This is a genomic window from Candidatus Ornithobacterium hominis (genome assembly GCF_900538215.1).
GTDB lineage: Bacteria > Bacteroidota > Bacteroidia > Flavobacteriales > Weeksellaceae > Ornithobacterium > Ornithobacterium hominis.
Window position 1 is genome coordinate 65,902 of record NZ_UNSD01000005.1, and the last position, 21,436, is coordinate 87,337.

Consider the following 21,436-nt stretch of genomic DNA (forward strand, 5'->3'; position numbering starts at 1 on the left):
TATAAAGTCTTGAGGTATGATTTTTGATGAAAAAGATCAAAAATTCAAAAGGCTTAGGGAAAATTTTCTAAGCCTTTAAAAAAAAATCTACAAATTTTCTCACTCTAAATTTTTTAGTAAAGCATTTAAACTAACTCTTTTACTGAGGTAACTTCTGAGATTTTCAATTGAAATTCGTTCTTGACTCATGCTGTCGCGGTCTCTCACTGTTACTGTTTGATTTTCTAGAGAATCATGGTCGATAGTGATGCAAAATGGTGTGCCAATAGCATCGTGGCGGCGGTAGCGCTTACCGATACTATCTTTCTCATCAAACTCAATATTGAAATCAAACTTTAAATCATTTAAAATTTGATGAGCGAGCTCAGGTAATCCATCTTTTTTGATGAGTGGTAAAATTGCAGCTTTGATGGGCGCTAGTGCTGCTGGAATTTTTAGCACGACGCGCTCACTGCCGTCTTCCAGCTCTTCATTCTTCAAAGCGGAAGAAAATACGGCTAAAAACATTCGGTCGAGCCCAATGGAAGTTTCAATCACATAAGGAATATAATTTTTTTGCTGTTCGGGGTCAAAGTATTGTAATTTCTTTCCTGAATGTTGCTCATGTTGTCTTAAATCAAAATCAGTGCGGGAGTGAATTCCTTCCAATTCCTTAAACCCAAAAGGGAAATTAAATTCAATATCAGCTGCTGCATTGGCATAATGAGCCAATTTCTCATGATTGTGAAAACGGTAATTGGCCTCACCCAAGCCTAGATTGAGGTGCCATTGCATTCTTTTTTGCTTCCAAGCTTCGTAAGCTTCTAGCTCGGTACCTGGCGTCACAAAAAATTGCATCTCCATTTGCTCAAATTCTCGCATTCTAAATATAAATTGACGAGCGACAATTTCATTTCTAAAAGCTTTACCAATTTGAGCGATTCCGAAGGGAACTTTCATTCGCCCCGTGCGTTGAACATTCAAAAAATTCACAAAAATACCCTGAGCTGTTTCTGGCCTGAGGTACAAAGTCTGACTTTGCTCTGCGACTGAGCCTAGCTGCGTGCCAAACATCAGATTGAATTGCCTTACATCTGTCCAGTTTTTACTGCCACTCACGGGGTCTGCGATGCCTAATTCTTCGATCAATAATTTGACGTCAGCCAAGTCATTATCTGTTAACGATTTAGCCAATCGAGAAGATATTTCATTAATTTCAATCAAGTAGCGTTGAACTCTCGGGTTGGTTTTTTTGAACATTTCAGTATCAAATTCATCACCAAATCGCTTAGCTGCTTTAGTAATTTCTTTCTCGATTTTAGCTTCGATTTTAGCAATGTGGTCTTCTACCAAAACATCGGCACGATATCGTTTTTTGCTATCTTTGTTGTCAATCATCGGGTCGTTGAAAGCGTCTATATGCCCCGAAGCCTTCCAAGTGGTGGGGTGCATAAAAATAGCGGCATCAATTCCTACAATATTTTCGTGCAATTGAATCATACTCTTCCACCAATATTCTTTGATGTTGTTTTTTAGCAAAACACCGTTTTGTCCATAATCATAGGTTGCTGATAGACCGTCATAGATATCACTGGAGGGGAAAATGTATCCGTATTCTTTTGCATGAGAAATCACATTTTTGAGTTGATCTTCTTGTTGTGCCATATTTTTATTTTTTCGAATGAACAAAAGTAAACAATACGGTTAAATTTTTGAAGAAACTTAAATTTTTTTAAGGCTTAAAAAATTTTAAAATAAACTTTAAATCAAAAAATCCTCTAAATCTAAGGTTTCCCTTAAAAGTAGAGGATTGTTGATTTTTATAAAAAGAAAATTATTTCTTAACTAAAACATAAGTCTCTGCTGTTTCGCCAGTTACTTCAGTACCGTCTGCATTTAGCAATGTGATTTTACCTTCACTTACTTTGAAAGAAGCTGGAGCTTTATCTCCATTAGGAGTTAAAGTAAACTGAGTTTTATCTGCATTCCAAGTAATGGTACCGTCTTCTTTTGACTCGTTTTCACCTTCTGTTTCCAAGTATTTTTCTGATTTCATGTAAGTGTTGTCATGGTGTAACATGATTTCAGTTTCGATACCAGGGCAATCTGCGCAAGGCAAAGTTCCTGCATAGGTTCCAACCCAAGACTCTGTAGCAGCCATCTCATGGCTATCGTGAGTTTCATCTACTACAGAAACAGGTTCTTGAGTTTCTACATTTTCAGCTTTCTTTTCACATGAGGTTAATACAAATGCGGCAGCTGCAGCCATTAAAATTGTTTTTTTCATCATTTTTTAATAATATATTTAATTAGGTTTTTATTTATAATCTTCGGTTGGTGGACAAGTACAGATGAGGTTTCTGTCGCCATAAGCATCATCTATACGTGAAACACTTGGCCAAAATTTCCGCTCTCTTACCCATTCTAGCGGATAAGCGGCTTTTTGTCTTGAATATCCAAAACTCCATTTATCAGCTGTTAAAATTGCTGTGGTGTGAGGCGCATTTTTTAAGACATTATTGTCTTCTGGGTAGTTTCCATTTGCAATTTCATCAATTTCTTTTTTGATTTCGAGTAGAGCTTCAACAAATCGGTCTAGCTCTGCTTTACTTTCACTCTCGGTAGGCTCTATCATTAGCGTGCCCGCCACGGGGAAAGAAACTGTAGGAGCATGAAAACCATAATCCATTAGACGTTTAGCTATGTCTACAACTTCTATGCCATATTTTTTAAACGGACGAAAATCGATGATCATTTCATGCGCTACGCGACCATTTTTATTGGTAAACAAAACGTCATAAGCTGTTTCTAATCTTTTTTTGAGGTAATTGGCATTTAAAATGGCAAATTGTGTGCTGCGCTTCAATCCTGCGCTACCCAGTAATCGGATGTAGGAATATGAAATGCTGTGAATCAAAGCTGAGCCAAATGGGGCTGAGGAAATGGCATAAAGTCCTTTTTCTGTATCGCTTCCAGAGTTTACATTTGGATTGCCTGGTAAAAATTCCTTTAGATGTTCTGCTACACAAATCGGCCCAACACCAGGGCCACCGCCACCGTGTGGGATGGCAAAGGTTTTGTGTAAATTTAAATGACAAACATCTGCCCCGACATTGTACGGATTGGTTAAACCTACTTGAGCATTCATATTTGCACCATCCATGTAAACTTGGCCTCCATTTTCATGAATGATTTTTATTACTTCCTTGATGTTGTCATCAAAAAAACCGTAAGTAGAGGGGTAAGTAACCATCAGAGCAGCTAGTTCATTCTTATGTTTCTCTACTTTAGCTTTTAAATCTTCGATGTCAAATTCTCCATTCTCAAGATTTTTGACGATGACGACATTTAGTCCTGTCAATACAGCAGAAGCGGGATTGGTTCCGTGTGCGCTTTCTGGAATCACAACCACATTCCTTTGTGTTTGCCCAATGCTTTTCAGGTATTCTTTTATCACCATCAGCCCTGCGTATTCTCCTTGTGCACCTGAGTTTGGCTGGAGAGAAGTGCTGGCAAAGCCAGTAATTTCTGAAAGATAATTTTCTAAGTTATTAATTAGTGTTAAATACCCCTGTGTTTGATCTTGTGGGGCAAAGGGATGAATAGAGCCAAACTCTGCTTTACTCAGCGGTAGCATTTCTGCAGCAGCATTCAATTTCATAGTACAAGAGCCCAGTGGAATCATCGAGTGATTTAGGGCTAAGTCTTTCTTTTCTAGTCGCTTGATGTAGCGCATTAATTCTGTTTCGGTATGGTAGAGATTGAAATTTTCATGCGTTAAAAAATCAGAAGACCTTTTTAAGGCTTTAGGAATTTTGCTTTCAATCGTATCAGGCATTTCAAATTTATATTCTACACCTTGGTATTTAGCAAATCCGCTGATTAAATCTTTAAAGCCTTCGTCGGTAGCAACATCTAGATCGTCTAGCGAAATGCTCACAAAATCGGGATGAAAGAAATTAATGTTGATCTCGTAAGATTCCAATAGAGATTTTAATTGATAGCGGTCGATTCCTTTTGTCGAAACGCGAATTGTATCAAAAAAGTCATTATCTAAAACTTCAAAATTTAATTCTTTAAGAACTTGAGCTAAATAAACCGCCTTTTTATGAATTGTTTCGGCAATATACTTTAGGCCATTTGGCCCGTGGTAAACGGCATACATTCCTGCCATCACAGCTAGTAAAACTTGTGCAGTACAAATATTAGAGGTTGCTTTTTGGCGCTTGATGTGCTGTTCTCTTGTTTGCAAAGCCATACGCAGGGCAGGTTTTCCATTACTGTCTTGACTAAGTCCAATAATCCTCCCTGGGATTTCCCTTTTATATTTTTCTTGGCAAGCCATGTAAGCCGCATGTGGCCCACCGAACCCCATCGGAATCCCAAATCGTTGTGTTGTCCCGATAGCCGCATCTACACCAAATTCGCCAGGCGCTCTTAGTAAAACCAAGGAGAGAATATCTGCCGCCATAGCTACCTGTATTTCAGCATGGTGTGCTTTCTCTACAAAGTCAGAATAATCGTGGAGTTCGCCATGCTTCCCAGGATACTGAACTAAGGCGCCAAAAAAAGCACTAGTTAATTCAATATTTTCATGATTTCCTGTAACAATTTCTATACCTAAGCCAGAAGCTTTAGTCTCTAAGACAGATAAAGTTTGTGGTAAAATTAAATCAGAAACGAAAAATTTATTTACATTATTTTTCTTCTGCTCCCTTGTGCGTGAAGAAAAAAACATTGACATGGCCTCAGCTGCAGCGGTTCCTTCGTCTAGCAAAGAAGCATTGGCTATGGGAAGCGCCGTCAAGTCAGAGACCATCGTTTGGAAATTCAGTAAAGCTTGCAAGCGACCTTGAGCGATTTCTGCTTGGTAAGGCGTGTAAGCCGTGTACCACCCTGGGTTTTCTAAAATATTTCGCTGAATCACCGGTGGCAAAATCGTGTTGTGGTAGCCAAAACCAATGTAGCTTCTGTAAATTTTATTCAAAGACCCCAAAGCCTGCATATGACGAGAAAGCTCTAGCTCAGTCAAAGCGTTTGGTAAATTAATATCTTCGCTTATTCGGATATTTTCTGGCAAAGCTTCATTAATTAATTGGTCAATACTGCTAGCGCCAATGTTCTTTAGCATTTCCTCTTGGTCTGCGCCATGCACGCCAATGTGTCGGAGCGAAAAGTCGTTCGTATTCATGGATGAAAGATTTATTTTTAAAATTTAAAGAATAAATTTACATACTTTTGAATTTATCTAAAAATCATTGAGGCTTAAAGATTTCCACAATTTATTCAACCGATGCTAAAAAAATGGAAAATTCGATGGGTAGAAAACCAAATTTGGGTAGCGATATGTTGTACAGCATTGGCTTTCTTTATTCAATTAAATTTAAATGAAATCAACATCAATTTACTTATTATTCAATTTTTAGCAACACTATCGATGTACAGATTAGCCGTACATAGTCAGCAAATAAATTTTAAAATTTTCAGTTTTCATATTTTATTACCAAGTTTATTATCAGGTTTATTAGCAGCAATTATTGGTTTTGTTTATTTGAAGACAGAAACCCTATTGCTATTGGCTTTTTTAGCAGTGCTTAGCCTGCAATATTCGTTCCCACTTTTAGGTAAAAATTTCAGAAAAATTCAAAGGCTTAAAATTTTCATTATAGCCAGTATTTGGGCGAGTAGCATTGTTTTTCTTCCGATTTTAGATTCAGGTGAATTGATTGGAATTCAAACCCTTTTGCTGTGGGTTAGTATTTTTTTGTTTGTATTGGCTATTAGTATTCCTTTTGATTGGCGAGACTCAGATTCTGATGCTGCTGAGCTGAAAACCTTACCGCAAGAGCTAGGGAAAGAGCAAAGTTTGAAATTAGCAAATCGGGTACTTGTTTTATCAGTTCTGTTTTTCATTTTAGCACAGGAGACAATAGTTAATTCATTTATTTTCAGTTTTTTATTAACGGTGGTGCTAGCTTCTTTTTTATTCAAAAAATCCTCAAAATTTTCTAAAAAATACTTTGTAAGCTTTTGGGTTGAAATCCTATCTGCGATGCCCTTGCTCATTTATGGAATGCTTCAGCTTTTGAATTAAAAAATTTTCTAAGCCTTAAAAAAATAAAATCCTTAATTTTGAAGCAAATAAATATTGCATGAAATTTTTTATAGATACAGCCAATTTAAGCGAAATAGAAGAAGCTGCAGCTCTAGGAATTTTAGATGGCGTGACGACAAATCCGTCTCTCATGGCAAAAGAAGGCATCACGGGTGAAAAAAACATTTTAAATCATTATAAAAAAATATGTGAATTAGTCGACGGGGATGTGAGTGCAGAAGTCATCGCTACCGATTTTGATGGAATCATAAAGGAGGGTGAAACGCTAGCAGAACTTCATGAGCAAATCGTGGTGAAGGTTCCCATGATAAAGAATGGGCTGAAAGCGATTCATTATTTTTCTCAAAACGGCATTAGAACCAATTGCACTTTGGTTTTTTCGGCATCGCAAGCTCTTTTGGCAGCCAAAGCCGGGGCCACTTATGTTTCGCCGTTCGTTGGCAGATTAGATGACATATCCGCAGATGGCTTGCAGTTGATAGAAGATATTCGCGAGATTTATGATAATTATGAATTTATGACAGAAATTTTAGCAGCCTCTGTTCGTCATCCTATGCATATTCACCAGTGTGCATTGATTGGTGCAGATGTTGTTACCACACCACTGGCGGTGATTTCAGCTTTGCTCAATCATCCGTTGACAGACATTGGCTTAGAAAGATTTTTAAACGATTATAAAAAAGGAAATCTCTAAAGGCAGAAATGAATTTTTATTTTTTTTAAATTATTTAAGCCTTAAAAAATATTTAGTCAAAAAAAAACGACAAAAAGTAAATTGGCTCTAAGCCCGAAAGAAATTAAATGTATCTCAAGAAAATCCATCTCGTTCATTTTAAAAATTTTCAAGAAAAAAGTTATGATTTTTCGCCTAGAATCAATGCATTCGTGGGCAATAACGGCATGGGGAAGACCAATGTTCTGGATGCGATTTATTATTTAAGTTTTTTTAAAAGTTATTTTAATCACATCGATGCGCAGAATATACACTTTGGCGAAGAGTTTTTTTTTCTAGAAGGTTGGTTTGAGAAAAATGAAAAAGAAGAATGGGTGCAAGTCAGCGTAAAAAAAGGCGAAAAAAAACAAGTTCAGCGTAATAAAAAAAAATATGAGCGAATGGCAGACCACGTAGGGAGCTTCCCCGTAGTCATTATTTCGCCAGCAGACCGTGATTTAATTACAGAAGGAAGCGATGTTCGGCGTAAATTTATAGACCGAATTATCTCTCAGTCAGATGCGCTTTATTTGGCTGATTTACTCAGGTACAATAAGGTATTGCAGCAGCGAAATGCTTTGTTGAAATATTTTGCGGCCAATCGTACATTTAATGAATTGCAGCTTACTATTTTTGATAAAGAAATTTTAGAATTAAGCCAAAATATTTACCTCAAAAGAGAAGAGTTTTTGAAAGGATTCATCCCGATTTTTAAATCGTATTACGATCAAATTTCAACAGGTAAAGAAAGTGTTGATATTTCTTACCAAAGTCAATTGCAAGAAAACCCTACCGATTTCCTCAGAAAAGCCTTAGAAAAAGACCGACTTTTGCAACACACCACAGCGGGAGTACATAAAGATGATTTGGAATTTAAATTAGGGGGGAATCGAATTAAAAAATTTGGTTCACAAGGGCAGCAAAAATCTTTTTTAATAGCACTAAAGCTAGCGGAACTGGAAATGATAAAAAAACAGACGCAAATTACCCCGATTCTACTTTTAGATGATATTTTTGATAAACTAGATGAATCTCGGGTAGAGCAAATCATCAGTTTGGTAAATCATGAGCACTTCGGGCAAATATTTTTGAGCGATACACACCCTGAGCGGACAACGAAAGTTTTGAAAAAAATTAATGAAGAGCATCAGGTGTTTCATCTTTATTAAAAAATTTTTTAAGCCTTAAAAAAATTATGATGAGAAGGAGAAAAAATGAAATGACAGTAGGCGAGGCGGTAAAAGAATTTATCCGTTGGCACGGCATGGAAGAACGAGTACTACAGAGTATGGCAGAAGATGCATGGGAGGAGGAAATGGGTGGTTTTTTAAAGAGTTACACCGAGCGCATTTATGTGAAAAAACGTATTATGTATGTGAAGCTAAATTCACCAGCGCTGAAGGAAGAACTTTCTTTTGGAAAGAGTAAAATAATTGCTCATCTTAACGAAGGCATAGGAGAGGAATTTATTCAAGATTTAAAATTTTTATAATGCAAGATAACTTTATAGACCATGTGAAAATTAATGTCAGTAGCGGGAAAGGTGGAGCTGGCTCCTCGCATTTGCGCCGAGAGAAATACATACCCAAAGGCGGGCCTGATGGCGGTGATGGTGGTAGAGGTGGGCACGTAATTGTACGGGGGAACGACCAATTATGGACGCTTTTCCACTTACGCTATACTCGCCATTTGCACGCAGAGAATGGGAAGCCTGGCGGCAAGCAACGCTCTACGGGTGCAGATGGTGAAGATGTTTATATTGAAGTTCCGCTCGGCACGGTGGTGAAAGATGAAAATGGTGAACAAATTTTTGAAATTACGGAAAATCAACAGGAAAAAATCTTGCTAAAAGGTGGACGTGGAGGCTTAGGGAATTGGCATTTTCGCTCGGCAACTAACCAAACGCCGAGGTATGCCCAGCCCGGGGAAAATGGTGAAGAAATGAGCATAATTTTTGAACTAAAAGTGTTGGCAGATGTAGGATTGGTGGGATTCCCCAATGCAGGGAAATCTACGCTACTGTCTGTCATCACAGCAGCTAAACCTAAAATTGCTGATTATCAATTCACTACCTTAACTCCTAATTTGGGTATTGTAGAATACAGGAATCATCAATCTTTTGTAATGGCCGATATACCGGGAATTATTGAAGGAGCAGCAGAAGGGAAAGGCCTAGGGCATCGATTCCTCAGGCATATAGAGCGGAATGCAGTCTTGTTATTGCTCATTTCTGCCGATGCGGAGGATTACGCCAAAGAATATGAAATCCTAATCACGGAATTGAGAAATTACAATCCTGAATTACTAGATAAAGAGCGAGTTTTAGCTATTTCAAAAAGTGATATGTTGGATGATGAACTGAAAGAAGAAATTACCAAAAAATTACCAAAAGACGTTCCGCATGTTTTTATTTCATCAGTGGCACAACAGAATTTAAATCAATTAAAGGATTTACTGTGGAATAAAATAAAGAGCGAAAGCTGATTCAAATTTTTAAATTTCCCATTAAATTAGCCCAAAGCTGTGTATACTTCTTTCGATGTTTTTGAGGGTAAGAAAGTTGAATGGAATAAATCACGTTGACTTTGCTGTTAGCGTCCTCTTTCTCCTTTATCAGAATTCTCTCGTGGTAGATTTTCCCATCATTTTTACCAAAGCCTATGAAATTATAGCCATAAGGAACTCTAGCAGAATCTTGAATTTTGATTTGATTTTGTATGAAATGAAGATGAGGTTCTAGCCCTGCATTATCATAATCCAACTCTCCAAAAGCAACGATTTTAGCATCATCTAATTTATTGATAAAAGTTTTCCCATCACCATTGGCAGAGCTAGGCTGTGCAGAAAAATGACTGGGGTAACTGAAGCAAAAATTAAAACGATCATTGCAATACTCTATATAATTAAATAATTCTTCATTGGTGATTTCTAGAGGCTTGGCTTCCACAGATTCTATGTTTTTTGATTGGCAACAAAAGAAAATAAAGAATAGAAAAATATAATAGCAACGCATCGTGATAATTTATGCCAAAAATAGAAATAATCTCTTATTAAATAATTATATTGGCACAAAATTTTGAATATGGATATGATGAAAATGCTGGGGCAATTGCAAGAATCCCAACAGCGTGTAGAAACTCTAAAGAAGAAATTGAGCCAGGAAACGATAGAAGAAAAAACTGGAGATCAGTTGCTAAGCGTAGAGGTTTACAAAAACGGACGTTTAAAAAACATTCAAATCGATGATGAGTTGTTAGAAGATAAAGAACAATTGATTGATTATATAATTTTAACTTTAAATAAAGCCTTAGAAAAAGCACAAAAAGATTTTGATAATCAAGTAGAAGCAGAAGCAAGAAAAGGACTGCCGAGTATCCCTGGCATGGGATTTTAAATAATGGCAATAATGCTAAAGAAACAACAATGGGCTTGGGCTTTTTATGATTGGGCGAATAGCGTATATTCCTTGGTCATCACTACGGCTATTTTCCCAATTTATTATGGTGAAATTTTAGATGATACGGCGGGAGTAAAATTTTTAGGAATTTTATTTTCAGACAAAGATATACTGTACTCTTATTCCATCACCACATCATTCATCATTGTTGTTTTGATTTCACCAATTTTATCAGCTATTTCAGACCAAATGGGTGATAAAAAACGATTTCTCAAGATTTTTTCTTGGCTGGGAGCCACTGGTTGCGCTTCACTTTATTTTTTTACAGGCTTAGAAAATTTATGGATAGGAATCTTCGGGAGTATTTTAGCCAGCGTTGGCTACTGGGGGAGCTTGGTATTCTACAATGCCTACTTGCCAGAAATCGCTACCAAAGAAAAGCAAGATCAGTTATCTGCCGTTGGTTTTGTGTACGGATACATTGGTTCAGCAATTTTACTAATTATATGTTTAGCTCTCATTCTGTTTGTAGACACTTCACTCACGCGGTATTCATTTTTACTGGTAGCATTGTGGTGGATAGGTTTTGCACAAATTACCTTTCGGTATTTGCCAGCAAGTTACTCACAGCCAACTAGCAAAACTCAGAAATCTTTATTCAGCTCCGCACATTTGGAATTGATAAAAGTCGGGAAGAAACTTTTTAAGTACGAGCGTTTAAAGTATTTTCTCATTTCATTTTTCAGCTTGAGTATTGGGATCCAAACCATCAATTATATGGCAACTCGCTTTGGCGACCAAGAATTAGACCTGCCGGCGAAGAATTTAATTATCACAATTTTATTAATTCAATTTGTAGCCGTAGCAGGTTCTTATTTATTCTCGTGGCTATCTTTAAAGTTAGGAAACATCAAAGCTCTGCAATTAGGCTTATTGATATGGACGGGGATTTGCATCGGCGCCTTTCTCATGCGAAAAGACGACCCATGGGTCATGTATAAATTTTATGCACTAGGAGCCTTCGTAGGTTTAGTACTGGGCGGAGTCCAAGCCTTGGCACGGTCATTTTATTCCAAGTTATTACCACCTACGGGAGACAATGCCATTTACTTCAGTTTTTTTGACATTGTAGAGAAATTAGCACTGATTTTAGGCAGCTTTATTTTCGCTCAGGTTTTGTATCTCACGGGCAGCATGCAATATTCAGCTTTGTGCCTAGCTACATTCTTCATTCTTTCAATTTTTCTTTTAAAATTAATTTCAAAAAAAATAAAGGCTTAAAAAAAAACAGAAGTTTTATCATCAAAAGAATAAGAATTAAAATGGCTGAGAGGAAATTTAATTTTTTTAAATTTATACTTTAAAAATATAATCATGAGTTTACTAGAAAAATTTATTCAAAAAATAAAAGAAAATAACCCCAATGAACCCGAATTTCATCAAGCAGTAGAAGAAATAGCAGAATCTATTTTACCATTCATAGAAGAAAACGAAAGATACCAAAACAAAAAACTATTGGAACGCATAGCTGAGCCCGAGCGTATAATCATGTTCCGTGTGCCATGGGTAGATGACCAAGGCGAAATACAAGTAAACAAAGGTTACCGTATTGAGATGAATTCTGCCATAGGCCCTTACAAAGGAGGGATAAGATTTCACCCAAGTGTTAACCTTAGTATTTTGAAGTTTTTAGCCTTTGAGCAAACATTCAAAAATAGCTTAACGACATTACCGATGGGTGGAGGAAAAGGCGGCTCCAACTTTGACCCCAAAGGAAAATCTGATGCAGAAATCATGCGATTCTGCCAAAGCTTCATGGCAGAGCTTTATCGCCACATTGGCCCAAATACCGACATCCCAGCTGGTGATATAGGTGTAGGATCCAGAGAAATCGGTTACCTCTTTGGCATGTACAAAAAATTAGCCAATGAATTCACAGGAGTACTTACGGGCAAAGGATTAGAATATGGCGGGTCTTTGATAAGGCCAGAAGCCACTGGCTACGGTGTCATCTACTTTGTGCAGAATATGCTTGAGAGAATCGGAGAGAGTATTGACGGAAAGAGTTTTGTGATTTCAGGTTCAGGAAACGTAGCACAGTTTGCCGCAGAAAAAGCCATCGAGCTAGGCGGAAAAGTTTTAACTCTTTCAGACTCTTCAGGATATATTTATGATGAAAACGGAATCAATGAAGAAAAATTAGAATTCATCAAACAACTTAAAAACGAAAAGCGAGGGCGAATCAAAGAATACACCGAGCAATACAATGATGCTCAATATTTCGAAGACGAAAAACCATGGGGGCAAAAATGTGACATTGCACTGCCTTGCGCAACCCAAAACGAGATTCAGAAAGAAGATGCACAAAAGTTAGCCGATAATGGTGTGCAAGCCGTGGTAGAAGGCGCCAATATGCCATCTACGGCAGAGGCAATTCACATCTTCCGGAACAGTGGAATGCTTTATTCGCCAGGAAAAGCCAGTAACGCTGGCGGAGTAGCTACCTCTGGGCTAGAAATGTCTCAAAACTCACTGAGCCTTAATTGGAGTCGGGAAGAAGTTGATCAGCGGCTCAAAGATATTATGACAGACATTCATGAGCAGTGTGTGAAATACGGTAAAAAAGGAGATAAAATTGATTATATGAAAGGGGCTAATATCGCTGGATTTGTGAAAGTAGCCGAAGCCATGTTAGCACAAGGTGTAGTGTAAATGATCATTTAAGTTCACCTACCTCAAAACAAATTTGCATAATTCAAAAACGTAAAATACATTTGCGGGCAGGTTGAGAAAAGTGAAAAAATCTCAACGGAAAGTTTTAACAAAAAAATAACGAAATTTTAACAAATGAAATTTGTGAGTTTCAAAATAAAGTGTAAACACACACACACACACAAGTAATGAGCTAAACAACTCATTATCAGTAACTTATAATAATTTTTGCTTCCCCTCGGGAGCGAACCGCAAAACCGTGCAAGAAAATCTTGTGCGGTTTTTCTATTTTCACCTGTGTGGAAGTAGTAATTTCTTCAAAAAAAAAGAGCCTCACGGGTTGGGGCTCTTTCTAAATGAAGAAGCAAAAAAAAAGTTGAAAAAAACAGCAAAAATTTAATTAAGAAAAGAATAAATCAATAAAATATTAACCAAAAAATTAAAACAAATGAAGAAATTATTATTTTCTTTAGCCGTATTATCAGCGGTTGCGGCCACCGCTCAGGTGGGCATTAACACAGATGCTCCAGAGGCGACATTACAGGTGAAAGCAAAAAACACCAATGGCAATACGCCAGAGGGTATACTGACCCCGCAAGTAACGGGCGAAGCCCTTACGGCGATGCTAGCCAACTTGGGGGCAGAGCAAAACGGGATGCTTGTTTACGTAACTTCCCCTGCCACGACTTTAACAGAAGAAAATTATACCCAATTACCAGACCCTACAATAGCAAATGTGACTACACCAGGCTATTACCGCTTTAATTTTGATGGCACCACTGGTGATAAAAGCTTTGTAAAGCTAGAACCCAGTGGATTGCAAAAAACATTGGATTCTACCCTAGATGAAACTAATGTATATGGAGCTAGTAGATACATCAGCTATGGTTTTGTAGATGCTAAGAGGAGACCAGTTATTATAAATTATACAGGTCATGATGATCTTATTACTAGCAATATGGCAGGTATAGACATGACGATTCCTTTTGAGTCTACTGCCGATAACGTTGGAGTATTTGGCTTGAATAGTATAGGCATAGGGTCTGATGTAAAACTAAAGGGTAATAGGTCTGTAGCCATTGGCTATGGGGCAGAGGTGTTTGAACCTGGTCAAGGGCAATTTTATGGCCTTACAGCTATTGGGGCAAATTCTAAAGCATATGGGGGGCATGCTATTGCTATAGGAGGTGCCACCGCAGGCATAAAAGAGGCTGGAAATCATGGAGCTATTGCCATAGGGCTAACCACTAAATCTACGGGGCATTATTCTACAGCTATAGGAACTGCCGAAGCCACTGGTCTCCATAGCTTAGCTATACATGGAGTGGCTAAAGCTGGCTGGAGCACTGCTATAGGGGGAGATGCTGGTGCTAATGCTGACTATAGCACTGCTATAGGAGGGGGACAGGCTAATGCTGAGAATAGCATTGCTATAGGGCAATACGCTAAATCAGAAGTAGCGGGCGGAATAGCCATAGGATTTCACGCCACAGCCAACGAGGAATTTCCTTTAGTGATGACTTCTGAGCCATCTGGAGCAAGACTTGCGGTGAGTAAGGAAGGTGATTTGCATGTGGCTGGCATTGTTCTAGATTCCCCAAATGGGACAAAATGGATAATAACGGTAAGCGATAGTGGAGATTTAGTTGCGAAAGAGCACGTGGGAGATCGCCCATAGGTGATTTACGGCTAAGTGCCTTGGTTTTGTATACTTGGGTGCTAAATGCTTTTGGGTAAATATGGTACGGATGATGTGCTAAAACTGCGGCACGGATAGGAATGGAAATCCCGCAAAGGCAGCTGCGGCTACAAAAAATAAACGCCAAAGAGTGGAACACGCAGGTGTGAACTCTTTTGGCGTTATTTTTTTGTAAGCAGATGGCTGCGGAATTGGAATGGATAGCCGTGAATGCCGCCCCCCCCAAAAAAAAATGTTCAGGAAAAATTGTTGGTAAAATTTTTTTAAGGCTTAAAAAAAAATCCTTACTTAGAATTTACTATTTTTGGCAAGGCTTTAAAAAGAAAATTTTAATAATAGATGACTGATTTGAATAGACTTTATAGCGACCAGCGAACTTGGGCAACGGGGCAGGGGGCAAATCAGGATTATAGGACGGCATTTCAGCGGGATTATGATCGCATTATTTTTTCGCCAGCGTTCAGGAAGTTGCAAAACAAGACACAGGTTTTCCCGTTGCCGGGCACCACTTTTGTTCACAATCGGCTTACGCACTCGCTGGAGGTGGCGTCTGTGGGGCGGAGTTTGGGGCATTTGGTCGGGCATTTTTTTGCCTCGCGGTATAAGTCTGAACTGAGCAAGGAGAGTAGGTATTTTTATAGGCATAATTTGGCATACGTTATCTCGTCGGCTGCTTTGTGCCATGATATTGGGAACCCAGCGTTTGGGCATTCTGGGGAAGATGCTGTGGCTCAGTATTTTGTGGAGAATGAGGGGTTGATTCGCCCGCTGCTGAGCGAGGCTGAATGGCAGGATTTGACTCAGTTTGAGGGGAATGCCAATGCGATTCGTGTGTTGACGCATGCCCAAAGTGGGAAGTCTAAGGGCGGAATGCTATTGACTTATAGCACGCTTTCGGCGATTGCTAAATACCCGTGTGAGTCTTCGGCTAAGGATAAAAATTTTTTAAGGCTTAGGAAATTTGGGTTTTTCCAGTCGGAGAAAGAGATTTTTGTGAGAATGGCGGAGCAAACGGGGATGAAAAAAATTCAGGATTCGCCTGTTTCTTTTGCTCGGCATCCGTTTGTGTGGCTTACAGAGGCGGCGGATGATATTTGCTATAATATTATAGACTTTGAGGATGCGCATCGGCTTCAGATTATAGACCACGGGACTTGCCTTGAGCTTTTGAGAAATATAGTGGTGGAGCTGGGCGAGGTGCAACCTGAAGAAATTGAACGGAAGCTGAGCGAGGTGACTGATAAAAATGATGCGATAGCTTACCTGCGGGCAAAGGCGATAAGTGTTTTGACGCAACTGGTGTATGAGCGCTATGTGATTCATCATGAGAAGTTACTGGCGGGGGAGTTTGAGACGTCATTGTTTGATTTAATTTTGAATAAATCGGCGGCGTTGCAGCAGATTAGGGATTTTTCTTTTGAGCATATTTATCGTCACAAAAGTGTGATGGAAATCGAGTTGGCGGGTTATCGGGTGATGGGGACTTTGCTCAGCTACTTTGTTCCTGCAGTGGTAAAAGAAAAAAATCAGCGAACTAAAGAAGAAAGCTTAACTTTGTCTCTACTGCCAGAGCCACATCGCTATGAGGGGAAAGATGTGTATCATCAGATTTTGGGCGTTATAGATTTTATAACGATGATGACGGATGATGAGGCGCTGGAGTTCTACCGAAAAATGACGGGAATACAAATAGGAATAAATTTATAAAAATAAAGAATTATGGATAAAATTTTTGATTTAATTCAAAAGGAAAAAGAGAGGCAAACGAATGGTATAGAACTGATTGCATCAGAAAACTATGTGAGCGACGATGTGCTGAGGGCTTTGGGTTCTGTGCTGACGAATAAATATGCGGAGGGCTACCCTGGGAAGCGCTACTATGGCGGCTGTGAGGTTATAGACGAAGTAGAGCAACTCGCTATCGACCGCCTGAAGGAACTTTTTGGTGCAGAATATGCGAATGTTCAGCCGCATTCTGGTTCGCAAGCCAATGCGGCAGTTTATTTAGCTTGTCTAGCTGCGGGAGATAAGATTTTAGGTTTAGATTTATCTCACGGGGGGCATTTGACTCACGGTTCACCCGTGAATTTTTCAGGCATTCGGTTTGAGAATTATTTCTATGGGCTAGATAAAGAAACTAGCTTGATAGATTATGATGCGATGGAAGCTAAAGCTAAAGAAGTGAAGCCAAAAATGATTATTTGCGGGGCATCGGCATATTCTCGAGACATTGACTATGAGCGATTTAGAAAAGTAGCTGACGAGGTAGGAGCTGTGCTGATGGCAGATATTGCACACCCAGCGGGGCTGATTGCCAAGGGATTACTCAATAACCCAATGCCACACTGCCATATTGTAACTTCTACCACGCATAAAACTTTACGCGGGCCACGGGGAGGAATCATCATGCTAGGGAATGATTTTGAAAATCCATTTGGCAAGAAAAGAGCAGGGAAACTTAAAATGATGTCTGAATTACTAAATTCAGCTGTTTTCCCAGGAAATCAAGGCGGCCCATTAGAAAATGTGATTGCCGCAAAAGCCATTGCCTTTGGCGAAGGCTTGAGCCCAGCATTTAAAACCTATGGTGAAAATATCATAAAAAATTCTAAAAAATTAGCAGAGCATTTGATGGAAATGGGCTATGAAATCGTATCTGGCGGAACAGAAAATCACTGTATGCTGATTGACTTGAGAAATAAAAACGTGAACGGGAAAATAGCCGAGAAAGCCTTGGTAGATGCTGACATTACGTGCAATAAAAATATGGTTCCGTTTGATACCGAGTCGCCGTTCATCACCAGTGGAATTCGCTTGGGTTCGGCAGCCGTGACAACTCGTGGACTGAAAGAAAATGATATGGAAACGATTGCTAATTTCATTAACAAAGTGATTGAAAATCATGATAATGAGCAGGTAATAAAAGAAGTCCGCGCCGATGTAAATGACTTGATGAAGAGTAAACCACTATTCCAAATATGAAAAAAATTTTTTAAGCCTTTAGAAAAAAAAATAAAGGCTTAAATTTTTCTCAATTAGTTATTTAAGATTTATTATGCTTCAAAAAAATATTTTCGCTCTTTTGGTGTTGGTATTGCTAGCCTCCTGTTCCCCAACGCAAAGAATTCAGGTAAAAACCGTTGAAAAAACCATTCGAGATACGGTTTACATCAAAGAAATCAGCAAGGTAGAAGACCGAGTTTACCAAGCGGCAGTTTTGAAGAATTATAACGTCAATGCAGATTCTTTACCCTCAATTGGGCAAGATTATCGGGTGAAATTTTTGATTTTGCATTACACGGCTCTTGATTACCCGACTTCGATGCGCGTTCTGACCAAGCAAGCGGTAAGCTCACATTATTTAATCAATGATAAAAATGATAAAGAAATCGATATTTTGGTGAGTGAAGATGCGAGAGCTTGGCATGCGGGTGTGAGCTTCTGGGGTGGGCGGGTGAATTTAAACGATTCAAGCATAGGGATTGAAATCGTGAATCAAGGTTCTACCGAATGTGATGGGAAAAAATGTTTTTTTGCTTATCCTGATTATCAAATAAAAAAAGTAGCCGCTTTGGCTAAAAACATCATCGAGCGTTATGAAATTGCACCTGATTATGTTTTAGGGCATAGCGATGTAGCCCCACAACGGAAAAATGACCCTGGGCCACTATTCCCATGGGAAAAATTGTATAGAGATTACCAAATCGGTGCGTGGTATGAGGAATATGATAAGCAATTTTATGAAGCACAATTCTTACCTGAACTTCTCAACGATTCTATTTTTATAAAAACCGTACAAGAAGATTTTGCTCGCTACGGTTATGAAATTGAAGCAAATGGCGAGTGGACGAAAAAATCGAAGAGAGTAGTCAGTGCTTTTCAAATGCACTTTCGCCCAGCGAATTATGACGGCGTTTTAGACCGAGAAACTTGGGCGATTTTAAAAGCTTTGATAAAAAAATATAAAACCAAAATCTAATCTCAAGGAATCGCTTTAAAAATACTTACACGAAGTTATTTTAATCTTTGATTAATTCTTTATTTTTGTTAAAATTAAAATCAGAAGATCATGACGATTTCAATTTTAGGATCGGGAAATGTAGCACATCATTTGGTGCGGGCCATGATTCAAAACACGATTCAAGTAAAGCAAATCTACAATCGCTCACTTGATAAAGCTGCGGAGTTGGGCGAAGCAAATCATATTGAATATACGGATGATATTAAAAAGTTACAGCGAGCAGACGTGTTCATTATAGCAACGGCTGATGATGCGATAGAAGAATTGAGTCAGCAAATTCCTTTTCCTGATGCGATTGTGGCACACACCAGTGGCACGTCAAGTATTGAAAGGCTGAAGGGAAATTTTAAGAAAGGGGTGATTTATCCGCTACAAACTTTCTCCAAAGATCGTTATGTGAAATATGATGAAATTCCTTTCTTCATAGAAGCAGAAAATCCTGAAATTTTAAAAGCCTTAAAAAATTTAGCTAAAAAAATAACGCATCGGGTTTATGAATTAAATTCAGAAAAAAGAAAAGAAATACATTTAGCAGCGGTTTTTGTATGCAATTTTGTCAATTATTTATACGGTATTGGGAAAGATTTAGTCGAGAAAGAAGGTTTGCCGTTTTCAGTTTTGCAAGCATTGATTCTAGAAACTGCCGAAAAAATCAAGGAGCTAAATCCATACGAAGCACAAACTGGGCCAGCGGTGCGCGGTGATGAGAAAACGATTGCTCAGCATTTGGAATTGCTAAATGATATGCCTCGTAAAAAAGCTATTTACGAGCTTTTGACGAAATCCATCCAAGAAAAATATACATGAATTATACATGAATTATAAATGAATTATAACATGAGTTACAAGGAGAAATTAAAAGAAATTAAAGCTTTGGTTTTTGATGTCGACGGTGTCTTTACCAACGGCAAAGTTTACCTGGAAAGCGATGGCAGCTTGGGTAGAAAGATGGACGTAAAAGATGGTTTTGCGGTGCAATATGCGGTGAGAAAAAATATACCAATGGGGATAATAAGTGGCGGGAAAAATGAAAAAGTGAGAACCCGCTTCAAGGATTTAGGCATTACGGATGTTTATTTAGATTCGCAGGATAAGCTTGATGATTTCAAAGATTTTTATTTCAAATATGATTTGAAGCCGACAGAAATTCTATACATGGGCGATGATATTCTTGATTTGGAAGTGATGAGAAATTGTGGTTTAGCGGCGTGTCCAGCTGATGCTGTACCAGAAGTAAAAAGAGAGGCACACTATATTTCGCCCAAAAACGGGGGAGATGGCTGTGTGAGAGATGTGATAGAGCAACTTTTGAAAATAAAAAACTTGTGGGTTTAAAAATTTAGATAAAACTCATCAGCATCTTTGAGGAAAGGGAATTTTTCTCGAATTTTTTTAAGGCTTAAAAAATCTAAACTAAATTGTAAAACGCATTCGTGTGGTTGGAATGGTTCTATTTTTTCACCCAAAGGATTGATGACTTGGGACTTACCGTTGTAGGCAATCCCATTTCCATCTATTCCAGTGCGGTTAACTCCAACTACAAAGCATTGATTTTCAATAGCTCGAGCTTTTAATAATTGATTCCAAGCATTGATTCGAGATTTGGGCCAATTTGCAATGTAAAATAAAACTTCATAATCATTTTTATTTCTTGCAAAAACTGGAAATCTCAAATCATAGCAAATCTGTGGCAAGAAACTCCAATTCTGGTAACTGAAAATTTTCCGACTTTTCCCTGCGGAATAAAATTTATCTTCTCCTGCAAAGGAAAAAAGATGTCTTTTATCATAAATTTGGAAAGTTTCGTTGGGTTCCACCCAATACATTCGATTGTAGAAGCTTCCTTTTTCTTCCACAGGAATGCTACCTACGACAAGTGCCTGGTGTTTTTTGGCTAATTTTTGTAGAAATTGGAAAGATTCTCCGAATGTTTTTTCTGCTATTTTTTCTACATTCATACTAAATCCCGTAGAAAACATTTCAGGCAGGAAAATAATATCTGAATCAGAGAAATAGGATTCAAGAGCCTGAATTTGTTGAAAGTTTTTAGCTGGATTTTCCCATGAAATATCGTATTGTAATAATTTGATGTTTAGCGTTTTAGTCATGTGAGATTCATGAAGTTATTCTTTGTTTTTTAGCTTATTTGGGGAGAAGATTCTTCTTTGCAATGCGTCGCAGTTAATTCTATTGACGATAGCATAGCTGATAAAAAATGCGCTAACGCCCAACATTCCGCCTGCAATGGTGTCTTCTATAAAATGCTGAGACAAATAAACTCTAGAATAAGCTCCTAAAATGCCCATGAATGCAAAAAGAATTTGGAGAGATTTATTTTTGTAGAATAGATAGGCTAAAAAAAGAAAAAAAGCAATACTTGTGGCAGAATGCCCTGATGGGAAGGAATAATGAGAGTTTAAAGAAACGCCCTCGATAAGATGTAAATCCTTTGGCGTAAAAAAATTAATAGGGCGAAGTATATCTCCTATGATTATTTTTTTAAAGAACTGAACGCTAAGCCCTGCAATCAAGAAATTTAGGATACCGAGGAGTAAATTTTTTAGAGATTTTTTGTATAAAACGTACGGGATGAAAATCAATGAAACAGCTCCGTAGCCGATGTGTGTATAGTATTTGAAAAAAAAGTCTAAAGCAGGTGTGTTAAAGGTATTTAAGAGCTGATGCAATTCTACTTTTGAATAAAATTGTGTGAGAATTGTAGCTAAAATAAAGTATAAAAATATAAGACTTAAAAAATATTTTAATTTCCTGAAAATCATCATACAAGTTAATTAACTGCC

At 38.1% G+C, this 21,436-nt stretch carries 20 protein-coding genes; 14 read left to right on the forward strand and 6 right to left on the reverse strand.

Features of this window, described 5'->3' with window-relative positions; translation table 11 throughout:
• Positions 1 to 99: 99 nt before the first annotated feature.
• The 3 genes from D5J18_RS05370 to gcvP all read right to left on the reverse strand — a co-directional run bounded on the left by D5J18_RS05370 (position 100) and on the right by gcvP (position 5,170).
• Entirely contained in the window at positions 100 to 1,644 is a 1,545-nt protein-coding gene (locus D5J18_RS05370; protein ID WP_119057994.1) for a glycine--tRNA ligase, read from the reverse strand.
• Positions 1,645 to 1,813: 169 nt separating this feature from the next.
• Entirely contained in the window at positions 1,814 to 2,269 is a 456-nt protein-coding gene (locus D5J18_RS05375) for a copper resistance protein NlpE (protein WP_119057995.1), read from the reverse strand.
• A gap of 27 nt (positions 2,270 to 2,296) precedes the next feature.
• The gene (gcvP, locus tag D5J18_RS05380; protein ID WP_119057996.1) at positions 2,297 to 5,170 is read right to left on the reverse strand and encodes an aminomethyl-transferring glycine dehydrogenase; all 2,874 of its coding nucleotides are present in this window, start codon (positions 5,168 to 5,170) and stop codon (positions 2,297 to 2,299) included.
• 102 nt (positions 5,171 to 5,272) lie between these two features.
• Between gcvP and D5J18_RS05385 the strand changes: the two genes are divergently transcribed.
• The 5 genes from D5J18_RS05385 (at position 5,273) to obgE (ending at position 9,290) form a co-directional block, all read left to right on the forward strand.
• A complete protein-coding gene (locus tag D5J18_RS05385) occupies positions 5,273 to 6,073 on the forward strand; it encodes a UbiA prenyltransferase family protein (protein WP_119057997.1) in 801 nt (266 codons plus the stop codon).
• Between the two features lie 58 nt (positions 6,074 to 6,131).
• Positions 6,132 to 6,788 carry a fructose-6-phosphate aldolase gene (gene fsa, locus D5J18_RS05390; RefSeq protein ID WP_119057998.1) on the forward strand — a complete coding sequence of 219 codons (657 nt, stop codon included), beginning with the start codon at positions 6,132 to 6,134 and terminating at the stop codon, positions 6,786 to 6,788.
• Positions 6,789 to 6,895: 107 nt separating this feature from the next.
• Positions 6,896 to 7,975, forward strand: a complete 1,080-nt coding sequence (gene recF / locus D5J18_RS05395; RefSeq protein ID WP_119057999.1) for a DNA replication/repair protein RecF — start codon at positions 6,896 to 6,898, stop codon at positions 7,973 to 7,975.
• 26 nt (positions 7,976 to 8,001) lie between these two features.
• Positions 8,002 to 8,298, forward strand: a complete 297-nt coding sequence (locus tag D5J18_RS05400) for a DciA family protein (RefSeq protein ID WP_119058000.1) — start codon at positions 8,002 to 8,004, stop codon at positions 8,296 to 8,298.
• Positions 8,298 to 9,290, forward strand: coding sequence for a GTPase ObgE (gene obgE / locus D5J18_RS05405; protein WP_375730846.1), 993 nt, complete (start codon positions 8,298 to 8,300; stop codon positions 9,288 to 9,290). The genes D5J18_RS05400 and obgE overlap by 1 nt, the downstream gene beginning before the upstream one ends.
• Before the next feature lies 1 nt (position 9,291).
• Here the strand turns inward: obgE and D5J18_RS05410 are convergent, their stop codons facing one another.
• On the reverse strand, positions 9,292 to 9,819 hold the full coding sequence (locus tag D5J18_RS05410) for a hypothetical protein (protein WP_119058002.1): 528 nt from the start codon (positions 9,817 to 9,819) through the stop codon (positions 9,292 to 9,294).
• 69 nt (positions 9,820 to 9,888) lie between these two features.
• On the opposite strand from D5J18_RS05410, the gene D5J18_RS05415 reads away from it, so the two are divergent.
• From D5J18_RS05415 to D5J18_RS05455, 9 genes are all read left to right on the forward strand, one after another.
• Positions 9,889 to 10,200 carry a YbaB/EbfC family nucleoid-associated protein gene (locus D5J18_RS05415; protein ID WP_221407273.1) on the forward strand — a complete coding sequence of 104 codons (312 nt, stop codon included), beginning with the start codon at positions 9,889 to 9,891 and terminating at the stop codon, positions 10,198 to 10,200.
• A gap of 12 nt (positions 10,201 to 10,212) precedes the next feature.
• Positions 10,213 to 11,484, forward strand: a complete 1,272-nt coding sequence (locus D5J18_RS05420) for an MFS transporter (protein WP_119058138.1) — start codon at positions 10,213 to 10,215, stop codon at positions 11,482 to 11,484.
• A 93-nt stretch (positions 11,485 to 11,577) separates the two neighbouring features.
• A complete protein-coding gene (gene gdhA / locus D5J18_RS05425; RefSeq protein ID WP_375730847.1) occupies positions 11,578 to 12,915 on the forward strand; it encodes an NADP-specific glutamate dehydrogenase in 1,338 nt (445 codons plus the stop codon).
• 448 nt (positions 12,916 to 13,363) lie between these two features.
• On the forward strand, positions 13,364 to 14,593 hold the full coding sequence (locus D5J18_RS05430; RefSeq protein ID WP_119058004.1) for a phage tail-like protein: 1,230 nt from the start codon (positions 13,364 to 13,366) through the stop codon (positions 14,591 to 14,593).
• Between the two features lie 360 nt (positions 14,594 to 14,953).
• A complete protein-coding gene (gene dgt / locus D5J18_RS05435; protein ID WP_119058005.1) occupies positions 14,954 to 16,321 on the forward strand; it encodes a dGTP triphosphohydrolase in 1,368 nt (455 codons plus the stop codon).
• A gap of 9 nt (positions 16,322 to 16,330) precedes the next feature.
• On the forward strand, positions 16,331 to 17,596 hold the full coding sequence (gene glyA / locus D5J18_RS05440) for a serine hydroxymethyltransferase (RefSeq protein WP_119058006.1): 1,266 nt from the start codon (positions 16,331 to 16,333) through the stop codon (positions 17,594 to 17,596).
• Between the two features lie 73 nt (positions 17,597 to 17,669).
• A complete protein-coding gene (locus tag D5J18_RS05445) occupies positions 17,670 to 18,593 on the forward strand; it encodes an N-acetylmuramoyl-L-alanine amidase (RefSeq protein WP_119058007.1) in 924 nt (307 codons plus the stop codon).
• Positions 18,594 to 18,683: 90 nt separating this feature from the next.
• Complete coding sequence (locus D5J18_RS05450) at positions 18,684 to 19,442, forward strand: Rossmann-like and DUF2520 domain-containing protein (RefSeq protein ID WP_245952940.1); 759 nt, start codon at positions 18,684 to 18,686, stop codon at positions 19,440 to 19,442.
• Between the two features lie 30 nt (positions 19,443 to 19,472).
• Entirely contained in the window at positions 19,473 to 19,970 is a 498-nt protein-coding gene (locus D5J18_RS05455; RefSeq protein WP_119058009.1) for a KdsC family phosphatase, read from the forward strand.
• Here D5J18_RS05455 and D5J18_RS05460 read toward each other — a convergent pair.
• Both D5J18_RS05460 and D5J18_RS05465 read right to left on the reverse strand, forming a co-directional pair.
• Positions 19,967 to 20,743: an amidohydrolase gene (locus D5J18_RS05460; RefSeq protein WP_119058010.1), complete on the reverse strand. Its 777-nt coding sequence runs from the start codon at positions 20,741 to 20,743 to the stop codon at positions 19,967 to 19,969. The genes D5J18_RS05455 and D5J18_RS05460 overlap by 4 nt on opposite strands.
• A 15-nt stretch (positions 20,744 to 20,758) precedes the next feature.
• The gene (locus tag D5J18_RS05465) at positions 20,759 to 21,418 is read right to left on the reverse strand and encodes a phosphatase PAP2 family protein (protein ID WP_119058011.1); all 660 of its coding nucleotides are present in this window, start codon (positions 21,416 to 21,418) and stop codon (positions 20,759 to 20,761) included.
• Positions 21,419 to 21,436 lie beyond the last annotated feature (18 nt).